Source organism: Enterocloster citroniae (assembly GCF_040545455.1).
GTDB lineage: Bacteria > Bacillota > Clostridia > Lachnospirales > Lachnospiraceae > Enterocloster > Enterocloster citroniae.
In genome coordinates, this window is the sequence record NZ_JBEPLZ010000035.1 from 1 (window position 1) to 20102 (window position 20102).

The 20102-nt window shown below is 49.8% G+C and carries 18 protein-coding genes and 1 riboswitch; of the genes, 15 read left to right on the plus strand and 3 right to left on the minus strand.

The window, feature by feature from the left end; translation table 11 throughout:
• Positions 1 to 115: 115 nt before the first annotated feature.
• Entirely contained in the window at positions 116 to 1042 is a 927-nt protein-coding gene (locus tag ABID13_RS26155; protein WP_048929225.1) for a LysR family transcriptional regulator, read from the minus strand.
• Between the two features lie 195 nt (positions 1043 to 1237).
• On the opposite strand from ABID13_RS26155, the gene ABID13_RS26160 reads away from it, so the two are divergent.
• From ABID13_RS26160 to metK, 7 genes are all read left to right on the plus strand, one after another.
• Positions 1238 to 2071 carry an ABC transporter permease gene (locus ABID13_RS26160; RefSeq protein ID WP_045091577.1) on the plus strand — a complete coding sequence of 278 codons (834 nt, stop codon included), beginning with the start codon at positions 1238 to 1240 and terminating at the stop codon, positions 2069 to 2071.
• Positions 2064 to 2846 (plus strand): ABC transporter permease, encoded by a 783-nt coding sequence (locus ABID13_RS26165; protein WP_045091578.1) that lies wholly within the window; start codon positions 2064 to 2066, stop codon positions 2844 to 2846. The genes ABID13_RS26160 and ABID13_RS26165 overlap by 8 nt, the downstream gene beginning before the upstream one ends.
• A gap of 13 nt (positions 2847 to 2859) precedes the next feature.
• Positions 2860 to 3900, plus strand: coding sequence for an ABC transporter ATP-binding protein (locus ABID13_RS26170; RefSeq protein WP_007862570.1), 1041 nt, complete (start codon positions 2860 to 2862; stop codon positions 3898 to 3900).
• Between the two features lie 64 nt (positions 3901 to 3964).
• Positions 3965 to 5023 carry an ABC transporter substrate-binding protein gene (locus ABID13_RS26175; RefSeq protein WP_330376598.1) on the plus strand — a complete coding sequence of 353 codons (1059 nt, stop codon included), beginning with the start codon at positions 3965 to 3967 and terminating at the stop codon, positions 5021 to 5023.
• 17 nt (positions 5024 to 5040) lie between these two features.
• On the plus strand, positions 5041 to 6798 hold the full coding sequence (locus ABID13_RS26180) for an adenine deaminase C-terminal domain-containing protein (RefSeq protein WP_007862567.1): 1758 nt from the start codon (positions 5041 to 5043) through the stop codon (positions 6796 to 6798).
• A 12-nt stretch (positions 6799 to 6810) separates the two neighbouring features.
• Complete coding sequence (locus tag ABID13_RS26185; protein ID WP_048929224.1) at positions 6811 to 8160, plus strand: amidohydrolase family protein; 1350 nt, start codon at positions 6811 to 6813, stop codon at positions 8158 to 8160.
• 110 nt (positions 8161 to 8270) lie between these two features.
• Positions 8271 to 8427: riboswitch (SAM riboswitch) on the plus strand.
• Between the two features lie 132 nt (positions 8428 to 8559).
• A complete protein-coding gene (metK, locus tag ABID13_RS26190) occupies positions 8560 to 9747 on the plus strand; it encodes a methionine adenosyltransferase (protein ID WP_007862565.1) in 1188 nt (395 codons plus the stop codon).
• Between the two features lie 134 nt (positions 9748 to 9881).
• On the opposite strand, the gene ABID13_RS26195 is transcribed toward metK, so the two are convergent.
• Together ABID13_RS26195 and ABID13_RS26200 are read right to left on the minus strand one after the other, a co-directional pair.
• Positions 9882 to 10682: a helix-turn-helix transcriptional regulator gene (locus ABID13_RS26195; protein ID WP_007862564.1), complete on the minus strand. Its 801-nt coding sequence runs from the start codon at positions 10680 to 10682 to the stop codon at positions 9882 to 9884.
• Complete coding sequence (locus ABID13_RS26200) at positions 10679 to 11395, minus strand: FadR/GntR family transcriptional regulator (RefSeq protein ID WP_007862563.1); 717 nt, start codon at positions 11393 to 11395, stop codon at positions 10679 to 10681. The genes ABID13_RS26195 and ABID13_RS26200 overlap by 4 nt, the downstream gene beginning before the upstream one ends.
• A gap of 232 nt (positions 11396 to 11627) precedes the next feature.
• On the opposite strand from ABID13_RS26200, the gene ABID13_RS26205 reads away from it, so the two are divergent.
• The 8 genes from ABID13_RS26205 to ABID13_RS26240 all read left to right on the plus strand — a co-directional run bounded on the left by ABID13_RS26205 (position 11628) and on the right by ABID13_RS26240 (position 19884).
• Complete coding sequence (locus ABID13_RS26205) at positions 11628 to 12965, plus strand: ABC transporter substrate-binding protein (protein WP_007862561.1); 1338 nt, start codon at positions 11628 to 11630, stop codon at positions 12963 to 12965.
• Between the two features lie 210 nt (positions 12966 to 13175).
• Positions 13176 to 13919, plus strand: coding sequence for a carbohydrate ABC transporter permease (locus tag ABID13_RS26210; protein WP_227884317.1), 744 nt, complete (start codon positions 13176 to 13178; stop codon positions 13917 to 13919).
• Complete coding sequence (locus tag ABID13_RS26215; protein WP_048929223.1) at positions 13912 to 14760, plus strand: carbohydrate ABC transporter permease; 849 nt, start codon at positions 13912 to 13914, stop codon at positions 14758 to 14760. The genes ABID13_RS26210 and ABID13_RS26215 overlap by 8 nt, the downstream gene beginning before the upstream one ends.
• Before the next feature lie 17 nt (positions 14761 to 14777).
• Positions 14778 to 15233: an HIT family protein gene (locus ABID13_RS26220; protein WP_048929222.1), complete on the plus strand. Its 456-nt coding sequence runs from the start codon at positions 14778 to 14780 to the stop codon at positions 15231 to 15233.
• Positions 15230 to 16504 (plus strand): nickel-dependent lactate racemase family protein, encoded by a 1275-nt coding sequence (locus ABID13_RS26225; protein WP_007862553.1) that lies wholly within the window; start codon positions 15230 to 15232, stop codon positions 16502 to 16504. Before ABID13_RS26220 ends, ABID13_RS26225 begins: the two co-directional genes overlap by 4 nt.
• 15 nt (positions 16505 to 16519) lie before the next feature.
• A complete protein-coding gene (locus ABID13_RS26230) occupies positions 16520 to 17290 on the plus strand; it encodes a glucosamine-6-phosphate deaminase (protein WP_048929221.1) in 771 nt (256 codons plus the stop codon).
• Between the two features lie 24 nt (positions 17291 to 17314).
• A complete protein-coding gene (gene nagA / locus ABID13_RS26235) occupies positions 17315 to 18511 on the plus strand; it encodes an N-acetylglucosamine-6-phosphate deacetylase (RefSeq protein ID WP_048929220.1) in 1197 nt (398 codons plus the stop codon).
• A gap of 5 nt (positions 18512 to 18516) precedes the next feature.
• The gene (locus ABID13_RS26240; RefSeq protein ID WP_242849218.1) at positions 18517 to 19884 is read left to right on the plus strand and encodes an AGE family epimerase/isomerase; all 1368 of its coding nucleotides are present in this window, start codon (positions 18517 to 18519) and stop codon (positions 19882 to 19884) included.
• The last annotated feature ends 218 nt before the right edge of the window (positions 19885 to 20102 follow it).

Genomic DNA, 20102 nt, shown 5'->3' on the forward strand with positions numbered 1-20102 from the left:
GCAGGCAGACTTTTCAGTGCGCCTTCCGGGCGCAAGCAGGTAACAGCCCCTTATAGGGGCAGAACAAGCCACCGGCTAAGCCGGTGGTCTTGACTTTGGAATAGAATAACCCGGTTTACCGCTTCCCCGCGCAATATTCCCGTATGATCTCCATGTAATCCCTTGCATGCTGAGGCAGATACCGTCCCTTTGGATAAGCCGCGATGGTGGTTGTGACAATGGGGCTTTTTCCAATGGACAGGCAGAGGGACGGATGGCTGCCATGGGAAGCGGCCATGTGATAGTAGCTTTCCGGCGCAAATGCAATCCCAAGTCCTTCCATGGCCAGTTTGATGGACATCTCGCTGTTGCGTGTGTGCAAAAGTACGGGAGGATCCATATTGTAATCCTCAAACAGTTTAAGGGCAATGCCGCCCGTGTTCTGGTCCGGATAAAGGAGGATAAAATTTTCCCCGGAAAACAGGTTTAAATCGATCCAGGGATGCTTAAAGCCAGGTTTATCCACTGCTCTGGACACAAGTGGATGTCCCGCTGATAAAATTAATACAATTTCTTCCCTTTGCATGACCTCATAGTCCAATAATTTGGGGAATACATGGACATTATAAAAGGTGAGGTCAATGGAATGGTCTTTTAAGCTTGTCTCGGCTATGAAGTTAACCGCTTCCATCACATTGATGGTCACATGGGGGTAGAGGTTGTGGAATTCCATTAGGGTGGGCTGGATGAGGGTGCTTCCCATCATGATTGGGATGGCAATATTGAGGCGGCCGTATTTCCTGTGGCTGATATCCTCGTATTCCCGGTTCCACTGCTCCCCGTAAGCAGCAATCTGCTCCGCGTAGTGGAGATAGCGTTCGCCCATATAGGTTGGGGTATAGCAGTTGTCCATGCGGTAAAAGAGCGGCCCGCCCAGCTGGTTTTCCAGGTTTTTAAGATACTTGCTTAAGGAGGGCTGGGAAATGAACAGGGATTCGGCGGCCTTGCCGATGCTCCCCTGTCTGGCAATGGCCAGGATGTAGCGTGCTTCTTTTAAATCCATAAAATTCCTCCTGACAGGGCATTACTTTTATGATACGGAAATGATTTGTAAAAAAACAGGTGAATATAGCTTTACTGCATAAAAAATATAGAATTTATATATTTGACGTATATTATATTACTTTTTATAATAAACGTAAAGCCTAAAATAAGCAACCTTAATAAATCTTTTGATTCAGCATGGAGTGTGAAAATCATGAAAAAGAGCAGTGCATTAATCATGCTGGTACCTGGCCTTGTGATCCTGCTGGTGTGCCTTGCCATCCCCTTACTGCGGGTTTTGGCGCCAAGTATTTTTTCGGGAGATTATCCCTTCAGCTTTTACGTGGACTTTTTTAAGGACGGGTATTATCTGAAAATATTCCTGCGCACGGTTAAGATCGCCGTGATCACAACCGCTGTCTGTATGCTGGGAGGGATTCCCACCGCTTACTTTATCAGCCGGTGTCAGAAAAAGTACAGGGGACTTCTTTTGGCAGCTTCCATTTTTCCAATGATGACCAACTCCGTTATCAGGAGTTTTGCGTGGATCAATATCCTTGGAAGCAATGGAATTGTGAATAAGTTTCTTTTAGCCGCGGGTTTTGTGGATAAACCTGCCAAGCTGCTGTACACGGACTTTGCCATTATCATTGGATCCATTTACCTGTTTCTGCCCTTGATGATCGTCACGGTCACAGGCGTGATGGAGAATATTGATGACGATATGATGGAGGCGGCCCAGAGTCTGGGCGCCGCCAGGATGGAAGCGTTTATGAAGGTGATCTTCCCCATGAGCCTTCCGGGGATCATTGTGGGCGGAATCCTGGTGTTTACAGGTACTTTGACCGCTTATACCACGCCTCAGCTTCTTGGAGGCAACAGCAACATGGTGATGGCCACACTGATCTACCAGAGGGCCATGTCCGTGGGTGACTGGACCGGGGCATCGGTGATTGCATTTATCATGATCGTGATCACGCTGGCTGTGATCAAGGGATTTAATGCCCTGGCCGCCAGACTGGACAGGAGGGGAGAGAATTATGCATAAGAATAAGCTGCTAACCGCATATGCGGTCCTGGTGTTTGCCTTTTTGGGACTGCCGCTGCTCATTATCACGGTCACGGCATTTGGAGGCGGCAGCGCCATTACATTTCCCATTGAATCATTTTCCTTAAAATGGTTTGCCAATGTGTTTGCACTGAAATCCTTTCGCAGATCCTTTCTCACCAGCCTGGAGGTGGCCCTGCTGGCAACCCTGATCGCTCTGCTGGTAGGGATACCGGCGGCCTATGCTCTGGCGCGCTCCCAGGTGAAGGGAAAGCAGATGCTGAAATCCATCTTCCTGTCCCCCACCATTGTACCCGGCATTGTCATTGGCTTTATTTTGTACCAGTTTTTGATTCTTACACTGAGGATCCCGGTGTTTGTAAGCCTTTTGGCCGGCCATTTTATGGTAACCCTTCCCTATGTGATCCGTGTGGTGGGATCCTCCATGGAACAATTTGATTTTTCCATTGAGGAGGCGGCCTGGAGTCTGGGATGCCCCAAACGTTCCGCATTTTTTAAGGTGGTGCTTCCCAATGTGACATCCGGGATATCCTCCGCCTTTATGCTGGCATTTATCAATTCCTTTAACAATATTCCTGTATCCATGTTCCTGTCAGGGCCGGGAGTCAGCACCTTTCCCTCCACCCTTATGAACTACATTGAGTACAATTATGATCCCACTGTTTCAGCTGTTTCCGTGCTTCTCATGGCAGCGACCGTGATCATAATGGTGATCGTTGACAGAACCCTGGGCATTGCTGCCCTGGCTAAATAGGAGGAGGATAACAATGGCATTTATGACCCTGAACCAGATTGATGTTAGTTATGATAAAAAGAGACAGATTTTAAAGGGACTTGATCTAAAGGTGGAAAAGGGAGAACTGGTTTCCCTGTTGGGGCCCAGCGGCTGCGGTAAGTCCACCACGCTGAGAGTGGTGGCGGGATTCATCGATCCCCAGGGCGGTACATTCAGCCTGGATGGGGAGGATATGACAAAGGTTCCCGTGCACAGGAGGAATTTTGGCCTGGTATTCCAAAGCTATGCCCTGTTTCCCCACCTGAGCGTGTATGACAATGTGGCATTCGGGCTGCGCACCAGGAAAATGGACAAGGCAGTGATCGATACAAAGGTTAAGGATATACTGGAGGTCTGCGGGCTTACTGAATTTGCCCAGAGGTTTCCAAAGCAGATGTCAGGCGGACAGCGCCAGAGGGTAGCTCTGGCAAGGGCGCTTGTAATCGAGCCGAAGCTGCTGCTTTTAGATGAGCCTTTAAGCAATCTGGACGCCAAGCTAAGGATCAGCATGAGGGTGGAGATCAAGCGCCTTCAGAAAAAGCTGGGCATCACCACCCTGTTTGTGACTCATGACCAGGAGGAGTGTTTTTCCATCTCTGACAAGGTGGCTGTGATGAACAACGGTATGATTGAGCAGTACGATTCTCCCGAGAATATCTATACAAGGCCTGCAACGGAATTTGTGGCAAGGTTTATCGGCTTTGAGAATTTCCTTGAACTGGAGCGCAGCGGGGACCATGAGTACCGGGCAAGGGACAACAGCAGGTTCCAGGTGGACATGGAGTGGGATGGACCGGACTTTGCCGGAACCATCAGGCCGGATGATATACGTCTGGCAGAACCTGGACAGCAGGAGAATGTGCTGACCGGCACAGTGGGTGTCAGGACCTTTTTGGGCAAGAGTTATCAGTATGAGGTAAATACGGCCTCAGGAGTACTAAAGGTGAATATGGATACCTCCCATGTGTTCAGGGAGGGGGAAGAGCTGAGGCTGTATCTTCCAAAGGACAAGCTGGTATTGGTTGGCCGGTAAATGACCGGCGGTTTTAAAGCAAATCTATGAATAAACCTCCCACAGGGGGAAGAAAGAGGAGATTATGATGAAAAAGACAATTGCAATGGTACTTTGCGCGGCAATGACACTGACAGCCTGCGGCGGTTCAGCTTCAGGGGATGGCAAGACAGATGAGGGCGGTCGGCAGAAACTGGTGCTTTCCACCTACGGGCTGAGCGAGGACATTTCCGCAGAGGAGGTATACGCGCCCTTTGAGCAGGAGTTTAACTGTGAGATCGTCACTGAGACAGGGGGCACCAATGACCGCTATACCAAACTGGCTGCCGACAGTCAGTCCAGTATTGATGTGATCGAGCTCTCCCAGGCCATGACGGCAAAGGGGATTGAGGAGGGATTGTTTGAGGACATTGACTTAAGTAAGATTGAGAACGCAAAGGATATGATCACAGCCGCCAAGACCATGGCAGAGGCAGGGCAGGGCGTTGCCTACACCATTAACAGTATTGGTATCATGTATGATCCCAATGCAGTAGACTTTGAGATCAAGAGCTTTGACGATCTGTGGGATGAAAGGCTCCAGGGCATGGTATCCATTCCGGAGATCACCACTACCTTTGGACCGGCCATGGTTTATATGGCAAGCGATCATGCGGGGGCAGACATTAAGAGTGACCAGGCAGAGGCGGCGTTTCAGGCCCTGGAACAGCTGAAGCCAAACCTGGTAAAGACTTACACCAAGTCTTCCGACCTGATCAATATGTTTACCTCAGGTGAGGTGGCGGTGGCTGTTGTGGGGGATTTCGGCGTGCCCACCATCCAGGCCGCAAATCCTGATCTGGTTTATATGACGCCTGATACCACATACGCCAACTTTAACACCATCAGCATTACAAAGAACTGTAAGAATAAAGAACTGGCCTATGAGTACCTGAACTACCGCTTAAGCCCGCAGCTTCAGGCCAAGACAGGCAAAGCCCTGAATGAGGCGCCTACCAACAGCAAAGTGGAATTCACTGAGGAGGAATCAAAGAACATGACCTACGGTGAAAATGCGGCCAATGCCAAGGTTCTGGACTACTCCTTTGTAAATCCGCAGTTAAATGCCTGGATCGACCAGTGGAACAGGATCATCAACAATTAGATCCCTGGAGAGAATTTATGAAAATTGATTTCGTGGTAAAAGATGCCTTGGTCTTTATGACTTACAGGCAGTGTTTTGAAAAAAGGGATGTAGCAGTTGCAGGGGAAAGGTTTTTTGAGGTTTCCCCTGCGCTTTGCTATCCGGGAGCAAAGGTCATAGACGGCAGGGGCAGATATATGATCCCAGGCCTTATTGACATCCATATGCATATTGAAAGCTCCATGACCTATCCGGCTGAGTTTTCCCGCATCACCCTGCCTTATGGCGTGACCACTGTGGTGGCGGATGCCCATGAGATCGCCAATGTGTTCGGCATGGCGGGGATCGAATGGTTTATGGGGCAGAAAACAGATCAGGACATATTTTATGCCATTCCATCAAGCGTGCCCGCCACCAACGAAAGGCTGGAAACCTCAGGGGCAAGGATTGGGGAAAAAGAGACAAAGGTCCTGGCTGAAAATAACAGAGTGCTATGCCTTGGTGAGGTTATGAATTTTAAGGATCTGACGTCCCAGGATGATACACTGATCAAACGGCTGGTAAGGATATGCAGGGATGGTTCCCAAACCGGGAAAACATCTGGAAAAGGGAGCGGCCCCAGGTCCGGAATGCGGATTGAAGGCCATTGTCCAAGGATTACCGGCACTGATCTTTGCCGGTTTATCTATGAGGGGGTGGATGCGGACCACACCCAGCAGACACCGGAGTCGGTTCTGGAAAAAACAGATATGGGCATGTTCATGGAACTCCAGTACAAGTCCCTGACACGGGAGGTTGTAGAGACCGTGAACAGATTCGGGTTATATGAAAATGTTGCCCTGATCACGGACGACACCATGCCGGACCAGCTTTTAAAAGGGCAGCTGAACAGGATCCTAAGCCATGCTGTCAAAATGGGTATGCCGGTGGAAAAGGCAATCTACTGCGCCACTCTGACCCCGGCCAGAAGAATGCATCTGGATGACAGGGGAATGATCGCGCCGGGGAAGCTGGCTGATTTTGTGCTGCTGGATGATCTGGAAGATTTTCAGCCAAGGGCTGTATATAAAAACGGAACATGCGTGTACGGAAAAGAACAGGTCGCTGAGGCAGATGATGGCCGGGCGGGGAATACCATTGTACCTGAAGCATTTTATCATTCAGTGAAATGTTCCATGGCCAGGGAGGAGGATTTCTTTCTGAAAGCAGCCCGGCCCTGTCATAGGGTCAGGGTAAATGTAATGAAGATCCAGGCCTTTGGGACCGCTACATCCAGGGTCATAAGGGAGCTGGAGGTAAAAGACGGCATCCTGTGCTGGAAGGAAGCAGGTCTGTCCCTGGCCGTGATCTTTGAACGGTATGGGAAGAACGGGAATATATCCTACGGACTGGTGGAAGGGGCCTTAAAAAGGCCTGGAGCCATTGCCACAACATGGTCCCATGACAGCCACAACCTTTTGGTGCTGGGAACCTGTGAAAAGGACATGGCCGTGGCACAGAACAGGGTGGTAACACTCCAGGGCGGTTATGTGGCGGCTGAGGGCGGTAAGGTGACGGCCCAGGCCCTGCTTCCTGTCGGGGGGATCATATATGACGGGCCGGTGGAGGAACTGGCCCGTGATCTGGCAGGGGTGAGAAGGGCAATGAGACGGCTGGGGTATGAGAACAACAATGAGATCATGTCCATGTCCACCTTGGCTCTGCCTGTGTCGCCGCAGCTGAAGCTGACGGATTACGGACTTTTGGATGTGAGAAGCCAGGAGCAGCTTCCTCTTATTGAGGACTATATGGATTAGGGGAGTTTTGTTATGAAAACAATGATCAAAAATGGCATCATAGTGACAATGAACAGCAGAATGGATGTGTACCCGGATGGATATTTGATCATGGAGGATGACCGGATATCAGAGGTGGGTCCCATGACAGGGTATGATGCATATAGAGACAGGCAGGGGATGATGGTCATAGATGCAGGCCATGCCATTGTAATGCCCGGCATGGTCAATACACACTGTCATATGGGAATGATCCCCTTTAGAGGGCTGGGAGATGACTGCAGAGACAGGCTCAGGGTCTTTCTCCTGCCCATGGAGTTTAAGGCCATGGACAGGGAGCTGGTCCGGCTTTCAAGCAGGTTTGCGGTGTGCGAACTTCTTTTAAGCGGTGTGACCACGGTCATGGACATGTATTATTTTGAGGATGCAGTGGCAGATGTTATGGATGAGATGGGCATCAGGGGAATTGCAGGGGAAACGGTGATGGAGGATGCCACCTGTGATGCGGGAACGCCCCGGGAGTCCATTGCGCGGGGGGAAGAACTGATCAGGAGATATAGGAACCATCCACGGATTATGGGTTGCATCTCACCCCATGGCACAACAACCTGCAGCAGCAGTACTCTTCAGAAGATACATGAGCTGGATCAGGAATATGGGGTTCCATTTACCCTCCATGTGGCTGAGATGGATTATGAGATGTCCTATCTCAGGGAACAGTTTGGATGTACCCCGGTAGAATATCTGGACCGGCTGGGAGTGCTGGATCCCCTCACCGTATGTGCCCACAGCATCCGGGTATCACAGCAGGATATCAGTCTTATGGGCAGCGCAGGCAGCGGTGCAGCCCACTGCATCGGCTCCAACACCAAGGCGGCCAAAGGCGTTGCACCGGTAAGTTCCATGCTGGATCAGGGGATAGCCGTAGGGCTGGGCACCGATGGTCCTGCCAGCGGCAATACGCTGGATCTGTTTACACAGATGAGGTTTTGTGCTAATTTCCATAAGAATGAATTAAAAGACAGAAGCGCCTTTCCCGCAAAGGATATAGTCTCTATGGCGACCATATGGGGGGCCAATGCTTTGGGGCTGGGGGAGGTGACCGGATCCCTGGAGCCGGGAAAGGCAGCGGATATCACGGTGGTGGAAACAGATTCCCCCAACATGTTTCCCGTATATGACCCTTATGCGGCCCTTGTGTACAGCGCACGGGCAGATAATGTAAGGGATGTGTATGTGGCGGGCAGCTGCCTGGTAAGAGATAAAAGACCGGTGCTTTGTAATATGGGGGAGATACGGGAAGAACTGCGGCAGAAAATGAACCGTACGCCTTTTGGGGAAATTATCCACCATAGAAAGCAAGCCCCCCGCCCCCAATATTAAAGGCGCTGATAAAATATATCACAATAAGGTGTTGACATGCATGTGCAAATGCATTACTATATGGAAGGTAACATCTTTTACAATTAAAAAGTTCGTAAATAAATATATATCCCTTATTCAGAGTGATGGAGGTACAAAGGACCTGTGAAGTCACGGCAACCCCGGTTGAGTATGTCAGAGTTTGTCTGATGGCATGCAAAAGGGCCGGAAGGTGCCAGCCTGAGCGAGGAGCGTGCGCATTGCGCAAGCTTAATCGAGCAATAAGAGGATTTGAAGATTTAATGATATTTTCAAGTCCGCAATTGCTGCGGACTTTATTTTTTGTAATTTTCCGATCATCGGGAGAAATGTTGCAAAACCTATTAATATTTGTTTGAATGAAAAGGAGAAACGATTATTATGGAAAGACGACTTTTTACATCTGAATCCGTGACCGAAGGACATCCGGATAAAATGTGCGATGCCATCTCAGACGCGATCCTGGACGCGCTGATGGCCCAGGATCCCATGAGCCGTGTGGCATGTGAGACAGCTACCACAACCGGCCTGGTGCTGGTCATGGGAGAGATCACAACCAATGCATATGTGGATATCCAGAAGATTGTCCGTGAGACAGTCAGGGAGATTGGATATGACCGTGCAAAATACGGATTTGACTGCGACACCTGCGGCGTGATCACTGCCATTGATGAGCAGTCACAGGATATTGCACTTGGGGTGAATAAGGCCTTGGAAGCAAAGGAGAACAGGATGTCTGATGAGGAGCTGGATGCCATTGGTGCAGGCGACCAGGGCATGATGTTTGGTTTTGCCACCAATGAGACGGAAGAGTACATGCCATATGCCATTTCCCTGGCACACAAGCTGACCAAACGCCTGACCGAGGTGAGAAAGAACGGCACTCTCAGCTATCTCCGCCCGGACGGAAAGTCCCAGGTTACGGTGGAGTATGATGAGAATGATAAGCCGGTGCGCCTGGATGCAGTGGTGCTTTCCACCCAGCATGACGAGAGTATTACCCAGGAGCAGATCCACGCAGATGTAAAGAAATACATTTTTGACCAGATCCTTCCCCAGGATATGGTGGATGAGAATACCAAGTTTTTCATCAATCCCACCGGACGTTTTGTGATCGGCGGCCCGCAGGGAGACAGCGGCCTTACCGGACGTAAGATCATTGTAGATACTTACGGCGGATACGCACGCCACGGCGGCGGCGCGTTTTCCGGCAAGGATTGTACTAAGGTGGACCGTTCCGCAGCCTATGCGGCCCGGTATGTGGCCAAGAATATCGTGGCAGCCGGACTGGCCGACAAGTGTGAGATCCAGCTGTCCTATGCCATTGGTGTGGCACATCCAACCTCTGTTATGGTGGATACTTACGGAACAGGAAAACTGGGAAATGAGAAGCTGGTGGAGATCATCCGCTCCAACTTTGACCTGCGTCCGGCCGGCATTATTAAGATGCTGGATCTGCGCCGTCCGATCTACAAGCAGACCGCTGCTTACGGACATTTTGGACGTAATGACCTGGATCTGCCGTGGGAGAAGCTGGATAAGGTTGAGCTGCTGAGATCTTATCTGTAAACAGTGGGATTGAATAATACTGGATAGGTATAAACGAGATAAGGAGGCATTGCACCAATAGAGTGTAATGCCTCCTTCGGTTATGTATTTATTCCTGTTATTGTCTTTATAAAATGATTCTGTGGGTGAGAAAGTCAGAGGGTGAGGGAACGGGCAATCCGCTTTTTGTATTCGCCCGGCGGAATGCCCTCCTTTTCTTTGAAAACGCGGCTGAAGTAGTGGACGGACTTAAAGCCGGTGTACTCGGCAATCTGGGTGATGGAGAGCTGAGAAAAGCACAGCAGCTCCCGGGCCCGGGCCAGACGGCGGTTCCCTATGTACTCAATAGTGGACTGATGGAACGTCTTCTTAAAAAGGCTGTTGAGCTGGCGTGCATTTATGCGGCAGGCTTCACACAGTATGTCCGAGGATAAGTCCTCACTTAGATGACGATCAATGTATAAACAGGCTTCGGACAAGGGTCCTTCGGGCTGTCTGGATATCCTTGGGAAGTGGGAATCAGTTTGACATTCCCGATATGCGGCTGCAGCCAGGGGAATCAGAAGCTGCTCCAGATACAGGGAACACAGGTCTTCATATATGGGCCGCTTAAGGATGCATTCATGCAGAATTTCCATTAACAGGCTGCGATTCTCGGCGGAAAAAGGAAGGAGCCTGGGCAGCAGCGTAAACTCCCTGTCCATGTCAGGGGAGGCACAAGTAAAGGTTATATGAAGAATTGTCAGGGAGGAGCGGCTTGCTGGGGTTGGTATAGCCACCTCCAAGGAGGGAAAAAGGAATAGGCTGTCCCTGGAGCAGGTATAGCTGCTGCTGTCCACAATCAGAACACCGCTGCCATCAAATACATAAAACAGGTGGAATTGACGTTGCATAGCCATGGGCAGAAGCGGCTTGTCCAGAAAATCATAGCCTACCAGGCGGATGTCCTGTATCATGGCTGCTCCTTTCCGTAGTTATCCTGCATGATATTCTTGGCATAATTGACTCCGCCTTCAATGTGGGCGTTCATCAGGCCTGCGGCACTGATACTGTCGTGTTTGGCAATGGCCTCATAAATCTTGCGGTGAAAGATCACAGAGTGTTCCAGTGCGTTTAATGGTGTGATCCCCATGCTGATGGAACCCTCCACCAGGTCGCTCAACAGCTCCTGGATGGTGATCAAAATCTGGTTATGGGTGCATTTGGCAACTGCATAGTGAAACTGCACATCCAACTCGTTATACTGCCGGAGTTTTCCCGTGCGTGCAGTCTCCGCCATCTTGGACAAGGGCAGCTTTACCTGGGCCAGGTCCTCGGGGGTGGCATTTAATGCAGCCAATTCCGCGGATTTGCACTCAATGATCTGGCGTATCTCAAAAATGTCCTTTAGGCTGTTGTTGTCCATGGACAGCATGGGAAGCAGTGTTTTTATGTAGGCATTGGGGGTGATCTCACGCACAAAGGTTCCGGCGCCCTGGCGCACATCCACAATACCCATGATATCCAGCTTGTGCATCGCCTCCCGGACAGTGATGCGGCTGACTCCAAACTGGGCTGCCAGCTCAGCCTCCACTGGAAGTTTTTCGCCCGGACGGTACTGTTTCCCGGTAATCATGGAGCGAAGCTGATCCGCCACCTGATCGGAAAGTTTTGTGCGCTGAACAACCATACAAACACCTCCTGCAGACATTATCTATGCGCTTTTATTCATATGATGATTATATCATATTAAGTTATATTTTTCAAATATTACATAAAATATGGGAAAATATGATTAAAAAATATACAACTTATAGAAAATATATTCTAAACATGTAAAAAACTGACCTAAAAAATGTAAATACAATGAAAGGGAAACCCTGTATAATAAAGTCATTAAAAATGATGGGAGGAAGTAACCTATGAGAAAACTAAAGAAATGTGTTTCTGTGATACTTTCCGTAGCCATGCTGTCCGCTCTGGGCGGTTGTTCTTCCGGAAATCCGGCTCCGGCCGATACGGCAGCGCCTGCCAATGGAGCGCAGTCAAACAGCGGGAATGATGCGGGTACTGAAGCACCAAAGGCAGGGGATGGCACGACCATTACCTATGTCACCCTGGGGGATACGGGTATGGAACTTCTGAAGGAGGCCGCCGAAGCGTTTAAAAGCGAGACCGGCATTGAGGTAAAGCTGGAGAGTTGGGCTTACAGTGATGCGTACCAGAAAATACTGACCTTGGCAGAGGGAGGCAATATGCCGGATGCCATGTATGGCTTTTCTTCCTGGACTCAGCAGTTTCGGGAGGCTGGATACACGGTAGCTATTAACGACTTGATCAGCAAGGAACTCTATGATGACTTTTCACCGGCAGCCTTGGAGGTGTGTTCTGTGGGTGATGAACTTTGGGCCATGCCGTCATACATGTCCATCCGCGGAATGCTGTTTAACAAAAACAGAATGGAAGAATCCGGCATTGAAAAGATTCCGACTACCTGGGAGGAATTTCTGGCGGACGGGGAAAAGCTGACCGATCCCTCCTCAGGCAAATACGCATACACCATGGTGGCAGGGCATCCTAAAAATACGCTGGACTGCTTCCTTCCCATTCTCTGGGCTTATGATGCAGATGTGATGAATGCAGATGGAACCGCAAATGGATTTAACAATGAAAATGGGATAGCGGCGCTGCAAATGTATGTGGACCTTGCAAAATACGCTGTTCCGGACTATGGACAGGCGGATATCAACAGTACCCAAAACAACTTTACAACACAGATAGCAGCGGCTTATTTCCACAATGCCCAGGGGTTGGCAGCCCTTAAGGAGGCTGGTGAGGATTACAGCTGGGCTGAGATTACAGAGCCGTTGGCAGGACCTTCCGGTTCCAGGTATTCTCTGGGTGTCATGGACATAGACCTGGTGTTTAATACCGGTAACCAGGAGGCGGCGGCAAAATGGCTGGAATTCTGGCATACTGCTAAGTACCAGGGACAGGTGATCAATCAGTCCGGTTTTGTTCCCAACCAGCAGAGTTACTTTAAGGAGATTCCGGAGTTTACGGATCCTGCCAATGTGATGGTAGCCCCATTTGCAGCAATGGAGTCCATGGCAAAATTTAAGCCGTCTATCACATGCTGGGAAGAGGTACAAAAGGCCATGGCGGATGCGGTTACCAAAGCTGTTATGGGAGAGATCAGCCCGGCACAGGCTATGGAACTGGCCGGCGATCAGGTGGATGAATTACTGGCAAAACAATGACAATAGAATCAGCGGGCGGTTTCCTTCCCCGTCCGCTTTTTTAGATGAGGGAGATGGACAATGAATGGTTTCTCGAAAAAGGAAAAGCACGACAGGGCGGTTAATCTATTATACGTTCTTCCCATGCTCGCGATTTTTCTCCTGTTTATTCTGTACCCAATCACACAGGTATTTTACATGTCTTTTTTTGAGCGGAAGGTAAATGGAAGCATGATCTTTGTAGGTCTGCAGAACTTTGCGGACCTGTTTGCCAACCCGGATACACCGCGCATGTTTAAGAATACATTTTTGTGGGTATTTGTAGGGGTGGCATTCAAACTGCTTCTGGGACTTTTCATGGCCCTGATTCTGTACAAAAAATTCTTGGGTAAAAAAATGATGACAGCGATCATGCTGATCCCCTACGCAATGCCAGCAGCGGTTTCCTGCATGATTTGGCGTCTGATGTATAATCCCATGTTCGGACATATTACTCAGTTCTTAATGGACACGCACATTCTGGGATTGCCCATGGACTTTCTGGGAAACTCAAAGACATCGCTGATTGCAGTAATGATCGTCAACATCTGGGCAGTAGCGCCCTTCTGCGCCCTTAATATCCTGTCCACTATGTATTCGATCCCCTCCTATATCTACGAGGCGGCCAGAATAGACGGGGCAAACGGCAGACAGCAGTTTTTTTCAATTACACTGCCGCTGATCACTTCTTCGGTGCGGACATTGGGACTGCTCATTGGGATCTGGGCGTTTAACACCTTTGATGTCATTTATATGATGACCCAGGGCGGCCCGGCCAATTCATCTTCCATAATGGTGAATTTTATATATCAGAATGCGTTCCAATTTAATAACCGGGGCTATTCAGCAGCAATCAGCGTGGTCAGCTTTTTGATCCTGTCTGTATTTGCAGTGCTCTATGTAAATTCCAAAGGGGAGGATACGCGGTATGAATAAATACAGAACTAAAAAAAATATCAAAAAGCTTCTGTTTGTCCTGCTGGTGCTCTTAATTATCGTGGTTCTGATGTTCCCGGTGGCAGCCATGATCTCCGTGTCTTTAAAAAAGGCCAATGATGTGTTTACCATGCCTGTAACCTGGATCCCCAAGACCTTTGCCTTTGAGAATTATGTGCAGGTATTTGAGAAAATGCATATTTTAAACGGCTTCAAGGCAAGCCTGATCATTACCGGCCTGACGATCTCCCTGATCATGGTAATCGCCATACCGGCATCCTATGCATTTTCATGCTTGGATTTTTACTTCAAAAAGCAGATATATTATCTGGTCCTGGTAAGCCAGATGTTTGCACCGGTCATTGTCATCATTCCTCTGTACACCATGATGAACAGGCTGGGATTGATCGACAGCTGGTTCAGCCTGGTACTTATGAACACCACCTTTAATCTGGCATTTATCGTTCTTATGTTGAAAGCCACCTTTGACGGAGTGCCCAAAGAGGTGGTGGAGGCAGCTAAGATCGATGGATGCAGTCCTTTTATGGTAATGACCAGAATATTTTTACCGGTGTCCAGTACCGGAATCGCGGTAGCGGTTATATTTGCCTTTACCAGGACATGGAATGAATTTTTATTTGCATTCACATTTATCTCAACAACGGAGAAAAAGCCGATCATAGTCAGCCTTTATGAAATTTTAAAGAATAATCCGGCGGTGGGGATCCTCTGGCATTATGTGATGGCCGGAGCTATGTATACCACCGTGCCGCTGGTGATCCTGTTTATCTGTATCCGCAATTATATTACCGGGGACCACACAGCAGGAGCAATTAAATAAAAGAGAGGGTATTTGTAATGGAAGATATAAAAGGATGCTACTATTGTGATCAGGACAAAGGGTTTCGCAGCCTGCTGTTTAAAATCTGCGACTTAAAGGCCTCCAGTGTGTTTCTGTGTAAGGATCAGACACTGGCCGGCCGCTGTACCATCATGTTCCGGGATCACTACAGCGAGTTGTTTGAGATTCCTAAAGCAGAGCGGGATGAGTACATGGATGATGTCTGTGCCTTGGCTTGGACCATCAAAGATCTGTTTGGGGCCGACAAGATCAATTATGCAATTTACGGCGATGAGGTGACCCATGTACACTACACGCTCTGCCCCAAGTATAAGGGCAGGCTGGGCTGGGGAGGTCCCTTTGTGCTGTTCCCCGAAGAAAAGGATAAGATCACACTGACGGATGAGCAGTATCGGGAACGGATGGAACTGATCCGTAAAGCAGTAATGAAAAAGAGAGGTATTGGGCTATGATGATCAGTCTTCCTTATGGAAATGAGATGGTGGAAATGGAAGTACCGGACCAATGCTTTATCGGTATGATCGATCCGCCAAAGGCACAGCCGGCCGAATATCCGGAACAGGAAATCCGGTATGCCATTGAGCATCCGACCGGCGGCAGAGGGCTGGAGGACATCATTTCACCGGATCAGAAGATTGCCGTGATCGTGGACGATGGTTCCCGCCCTACACCCATCAGCACCATTCTGCCTGTGCTCATGGAAAAGCTTACAGATTGCGGGGCCAGGCCGGAACACATTAAAATTGTGATCGCTCTGGGCAGTCATCGTTATATGACCGAGGAAGAGATGCGTGAACGGGTGGGAGATACGATCTATGATACCTACCCTGTCATGAATTCAGAATTCAGGGACCCGGAACATCTGGTTTATATTGGTGACACGGAGGAGGGGGCGCCCCTTATGGCTACCAGCGCTATCATGGATGCGCAGGTGCGTATCGGGGTGGGAAACCTTGTCCCCCATCCGGTGATGGGCTGGGGAGGGGGAGGGAAAATCATCTTTCCCGGTGTGGCAGGAGAAGATACAGTCTCATATTTTCACTTAAAGGCCAGTCTGTATGATGAAAATATGTTTGGCCGGAATACCACGCCTATCCGGGATATGATGGAGGGCTGGGTAAGGCGTATCGGTCTTGATTTTATCATCAATACCATACTGACCCCGGAGCTGAAACTTTGCAGGGTGGTTGCCGGCGATTACATAAAGGCTCACCGGGAGGGGGTCAGGATCGGCAGGACGATCCTGGGAAGTAAGGTTACTGAAAAAGCAGATGTAGTGATCGTCAGTTCTCATCCCGCGGACCAGGATTTCTGGCAGTCTCCCAAAGCCATGTATGGGGCAGAGCCGGCTTTAAAGGGGGATAGAGGCGGAACCATAATCATGATCAGCCCCAACCATGAGGGGATTGGGCCCCATCCGGAATATCCGGAATACATGTCCCGGGACGATGGAGATGATATTGTGCGGGCCTGTATTGCCGGGGAAGAGATTCCCGGTGACCGGTTAGCGATTGCAGTTGGAAACAGCATGTCCAAGATGCGCCGCCGCCGGAAGCTGGTGGTAGTGGGAGGAGGGGTCACTGCAGAGCAGATGGCACAATGCGGATGTAAATATTATCCCCTGTCCGCTCTCCAGCAGGCAGTGGATGACGCGGTGGCAGAGTACGAGGATTGCCGGGTAGCGGCTATGAGCGGCGGGGCAGATGCATTTTTATATGAATGATGAAGGAGAAACGAGATGACAATGTTAAAAGACTATTATACGGGCCGGCTTCACATTATGGTATTTGATACACGTGAGGCCATGGGCCGTAAGGCAGGGGAACAGGCTGCCAGACGTATCCGGGACCTGCTTGGAGATAAAGAAGTGGTCAATGTGATCTTTGCAGCCGCGCCCTCTCAAAATGAGACATTAAAAACACTGGTAAATGCAGATGGAATTGACTGGACGCGTGTCAACGCTTACCATATGGACGAATATGTAGGCCTGGACCCGGGGCATCCGGCGGGATTTTGCAATTACTTAAAACGCATGGTATTTGACCTCCTTCCGTTTCGCTCCATCAATCTGATTAATGGGAATACTGATAATCCTGATGCGGAGGCGCTCCGCTACAGCAGGCTTCTGGAAAAAAATCCAGCAGACATCTGCCTGCTGGGGGTGGGAGAGAACGGGCATCTGGCCTTTAATGATCCTCCGGTAGCAGACTTCCGTGACCCGGTAATGGCTAAAGTGGTGAAGCTGGAGGAAAAATGCCGGGAACAACAAGTCCATGACGGATGCTTTAAGGAACTTTGCCAGGTGCCCACCCACGCTGTAACAGTGACGATCCCGGGGCTTATGGCGGCGGGATCAATGGTCTGCAGCGTGCCCGCAGCGACTAAGGCTGAGGCTGTGCGGAATATGCTGGACGGGCAGGTATCTGAGCGCTGCCCGGCCAGCATTCTGACTACCCACAGGGATGCGGTCCTGTATCTGGATCGCGAGTCTGCAAACTATGTGTTGTAGTATCTGAGCGATGGGAGGTTATCCATGAGTGTACATTTTGTTAATGCTGCATTAATCTATCCGGATCGTATTGAGCAGGGATTTGTCACAGTGGAGGGGCATAAGATCCAGGCAGCGGGAACAGGATTTCCACAGGTCAACCGTGGGGATCAGGTATTTGACCTGAGGGGGAAATATTTATCCCCTGGGTTTGTGGAAATACATAGTCATGGTGCCGGAGGCTGCGACTTTATGGACGGCACGGCAGAGGCGGTAATAACAGCGGCAAGAACCCATTTGCAGCACGGTACCACCACGCTGTTTCCCACCACCCTGGCCGCCAGACGGGAGGAGATTTTTAACAGTATTGATGGGCTTCGATCCGCCCGGCGTATTATGACGGACGGCCCGGAACTGCCGGGTCTTCATATGGAGGGACCTTATCTGAATCCTAAGCAGAAGGGAGCGATTGACGAGAGATACATCCGTAATCCCCAGCGGGAGGAGTACGAAGAGTTTATCTTCTACGGAGAAGGCGCGATCTCCCGATGGACCCTGGCACCGGAACTGCCGGGAGCCATGGAGTTTGCCCGCTGTCTGATCGATCATGGAATTGTGCCTTCCATGGGCCATACGGATGCGGAGTACAGCCAGGTCCTGGAGGCATACCACAATGGAATCAGCCATGTGACGCACCTCTATTCCGCCATGTCCGGTATGGTGAGAAAGGGTGGCTTCCGCTATCCTGGCCTGATCGAAAGTGCGTTCTGCATTGATGATCTGACCGTGGAGGTAATTGCTGACGGATGTCATTTGCCGGTAGAAATACTGGAGATGGTGTATCGGATCAAGGGGCCGGGCAAAATGGCGCTGACCTGTGACTCCATGCGCTGTGCCGGGCAGAATGTGAAGGAGTCTGTGCTGGGCAGCCTAAAAAACGGGCAGAGGGTGATTATTGAGGATGATGTTGCGAAAATGCCGGACCGCATGGCGTTTGCAGGAAGTATTGCCACGGACGACCGGCTGGTACGGGTGATGTACCGTCAGGCCAGGGTGCCGTTGTGGGACTGTGTACGTATGATGAGTCTGACACCGGCTGCAATCATGGGGATAGGGGATCAGGTGGGAAGCATCATGCCGGGAAAAACCGCCAATCTGATCTGCTTTGATGAGGACATACGTATCAGCGCTGCCATGGTGCGGGGGAATGTTGTATACGGCTCCTTTGAGTCCGGGAAATGAGGTAAATGATGAATCGGAATGAGCTGCTGCGCCTAAAAGGCTTTTACGAAAATGAATTGACCAACCATATTTTAGCCTTTTGGCTGCCCAGGTGTCTGGATAAAGAGCACGGCGGATATGTGAACTGCTTTGACAATACAGGGGAGCGTCTGCTGAGTTATGACAAATATACCTGGAGCCAGGGACGTTTTGTGTGGCTGTTTTCACGTCTGGCCAATACAAAAACGAGAATTTTTTCCCAATCCCAGAGAAATGAATTTATACGGCTGGCAAAGGTGGGAAGAGATTTCTTGATCAAACACAGCCTGATGGGGCCAAAGGATGTGCGCTGTGTTTATCTGATGGAGCGGGACGGTACTCCCAAGCATGTTGAGGGGTGGGAGCCTCTGGATATGAGTATTTACGCGGATTGTTTTGTAGTGCTGGCCATGGCCGGTTACGCTGCAGCTGCCGGTGACCCGGAGGCGTACGGATTTGGAAAACAGCTCTATGAATCCATTCTGGATCGGATCGGAACCGGAACATTCAATACCCTGCCGTACCCGCTGTCAAGCTGCTATCGGGCCCATGGTATTCCCATGATCCTCTCCAACGTGACCAGAGAACTGTATACGGCTGCCGAACATTTGGACCCGGGGTACCGTGACACGCTGAGGGAACACCTGCGCGTATTTGTAGATGACATTTTATACCATTTTACAGATGAGAAGGATGTAATACACGAGGTGATCGCCGCAGACAACAGCCAGGTGAAGGGGGTGCTGGGTCAGCATGCCAATCCGGGACATACCATTGAGGACATGTGGTTTATGATGGATGCTGCAGATTTGCTTGGGCGGGAGGAAATGGTGGAACGGATCGCTCATATCACCGAGCAGGCGCTGAATATTGGATGGGACAAGGAATTTGGCGGAATTCTTCACTATAGCTCGGTGGAGGGCGGCCCTCCTGGGGATATGCATACAGGTATGCCCAGGGAGACATATACGGACATGCCTGGGAAAATGAAGCCCCAAACCTTTGCGCGGTCGGATACCGTTATCACGGAACCTGTGGAGCGGCAGGTTTTGGAAGGGTGGGGAGATAAGCTGTGGTGGGTCCATGCGGAAGCACTGTACACCACATTGCTGTGCTATCACCGTACTGGAAAAACGCAGTTTCTGGAGTGGCATGAAAAAGTATTTTCTTACACCTTCCGGACATTTCCCAATCAAGACCCTGAGGTGAGGGAGTGGAAACAGATCTGCAAGCGGGACGGAAGCCCTCAGGACAAGGTGGTAGCACTTCCGGTCAAAGATCCGTTCCACATTGCAAGGGATCTGATCTTAATTTTGGAGTTGTTGGATACCATGGTAATGGATCCGGGCATATAGCCGAAGATGGATGTTCACAAAAACAGAAAAAGATCAGGTGACTTAGATGTGTTAATTCATTCACATATAAGTGTTTTTTATCAATTTTCTAATTTTATTTAAGGGGTACAAGGTAAATACCACCCTGTATGCTTGAAAAAAAGCTGTAGAATTTTGAAATATTGTTAAAATATATTCAAAGTTTTACGGCTTTTAAAAAATATTATTTTTATATTCTA

Coding starts and splice junctions, on each gene's coding strand:
- ABID13_RS26180 (WP_007862567.1), top strand. CDS start 5,041: ATGAAAATTGATTTCGTGGTAAAAGATGCCTTGGTCTTTATGACTTAC.
- ABID13_RS26240 (WP_242849218.1), top strand. CDS start 18,517: ATGATGAATCGGAATGAGCTGCTGCGCCTAAAAGGCTTTTACGAAAAT.
- ABID13_RS26230 (WP_048929221.1), top strand. CDS start 16,520: ATGACAATGTTAAAAGACTATTATACGGGCCGGCTTCACATTATGGTA.
- ABID13_RS26195 (WP_007862564.1), bottom strand. CDS start 10,682: ATGATACAGGACATCCGCCTGGTAGGCTATGATTTTCTGGACAAGCCG.
- ABID13_RS26175 (WP_330376598.1), top strand. CDS start 3,965: ATGATGAAAAAGACAATTGCAATGGTACTTTGCGCGGCAATGACACTG.
- ABID13_RS26210 (WP_227884317.1), top strand. CDS start 13,176: ATGATCTTTGTAGGTCTGCAGAACTTTGCGGACCTGTTTGCCAACCCG.
- ABID13_RS26160 (WP_045091577.1), top strand. CDS start 1,238: ATGAAAAAGAGCAGTGCATTAATCATGCTGGTACCTGGCCTTGTGATC.
- ABID13_RS26215 (WP_048929223.1), top strand. CDS start 13,912: ATGAATAAATACAGAACTAAAAAAAATATCAAAAAGCTTCTGTTTGTC.
- ABID13_RS26200 (WP_007862563.1), bottom strand. CDS start 11,395: ATGGTTGTTCAGCGCACAAAACTTTCCGATCAGGTGGCGGATCAGCTT.
- ABID13_RS26225 (WP_007862553.1), top strand. CDS start 15,230: ATGATGATCAGTCTTCCTTATGGAAATGAGATGGTGGAAATGGAAGTA.
- nagA (WP_048929220.1), top strand. CDS start 17,315: ATGAGTGTACATTTTGTTAATGCTGCATTAATCTATCCGGATCGTATT.
- ABID13_RS26220 (WP_048929222.1), top strand. CDS start 14,778: ATGGAAGATATAAAAGGATGCTACTATTGTGATCAGGACAAAGGGTTT.
- metK (WP_007862565.1), top strand. CDS start 8,560: ATGGAAAGACGACTTTTTACATCTGAATCCGTGACCGAAGGACATCCG.
- ABID13_RS26170 (WP_007862570.1), top strand. CDS start 2,860: ATGGCATTTATGACCCTGAACCAGATTGATGTTAGTTATGATAAAAAG.
- ABID13_RS26205 (WP_007862561.1), top strand. CDS start 11,628: ATGAGAAAACTAAAGAAATGTGTTTCTGTGATACTTTCCGTAGCCATG.
- ABID13_RS26155 (WP_048929225.1), bottom strand. CDS start 1,042: ATGGATTTAAAAGAAGCACGCTACATCCTGGCCATTGCCAGACAGGGG.
- ABID13_RS26185 (WP_048929224.1), top strand. CDS start 6,811: ATGAAAACAATGATCAAAAATGGCATCATAGTGACAATGAACAGCAGA.
- ABID13_RS26165 (WP_045091578.1), top strand. CDS start 2,064: ATGCATAAGAATAAGCTGCTAACCGCATATGCGGTCCTGGTGTTTGCC.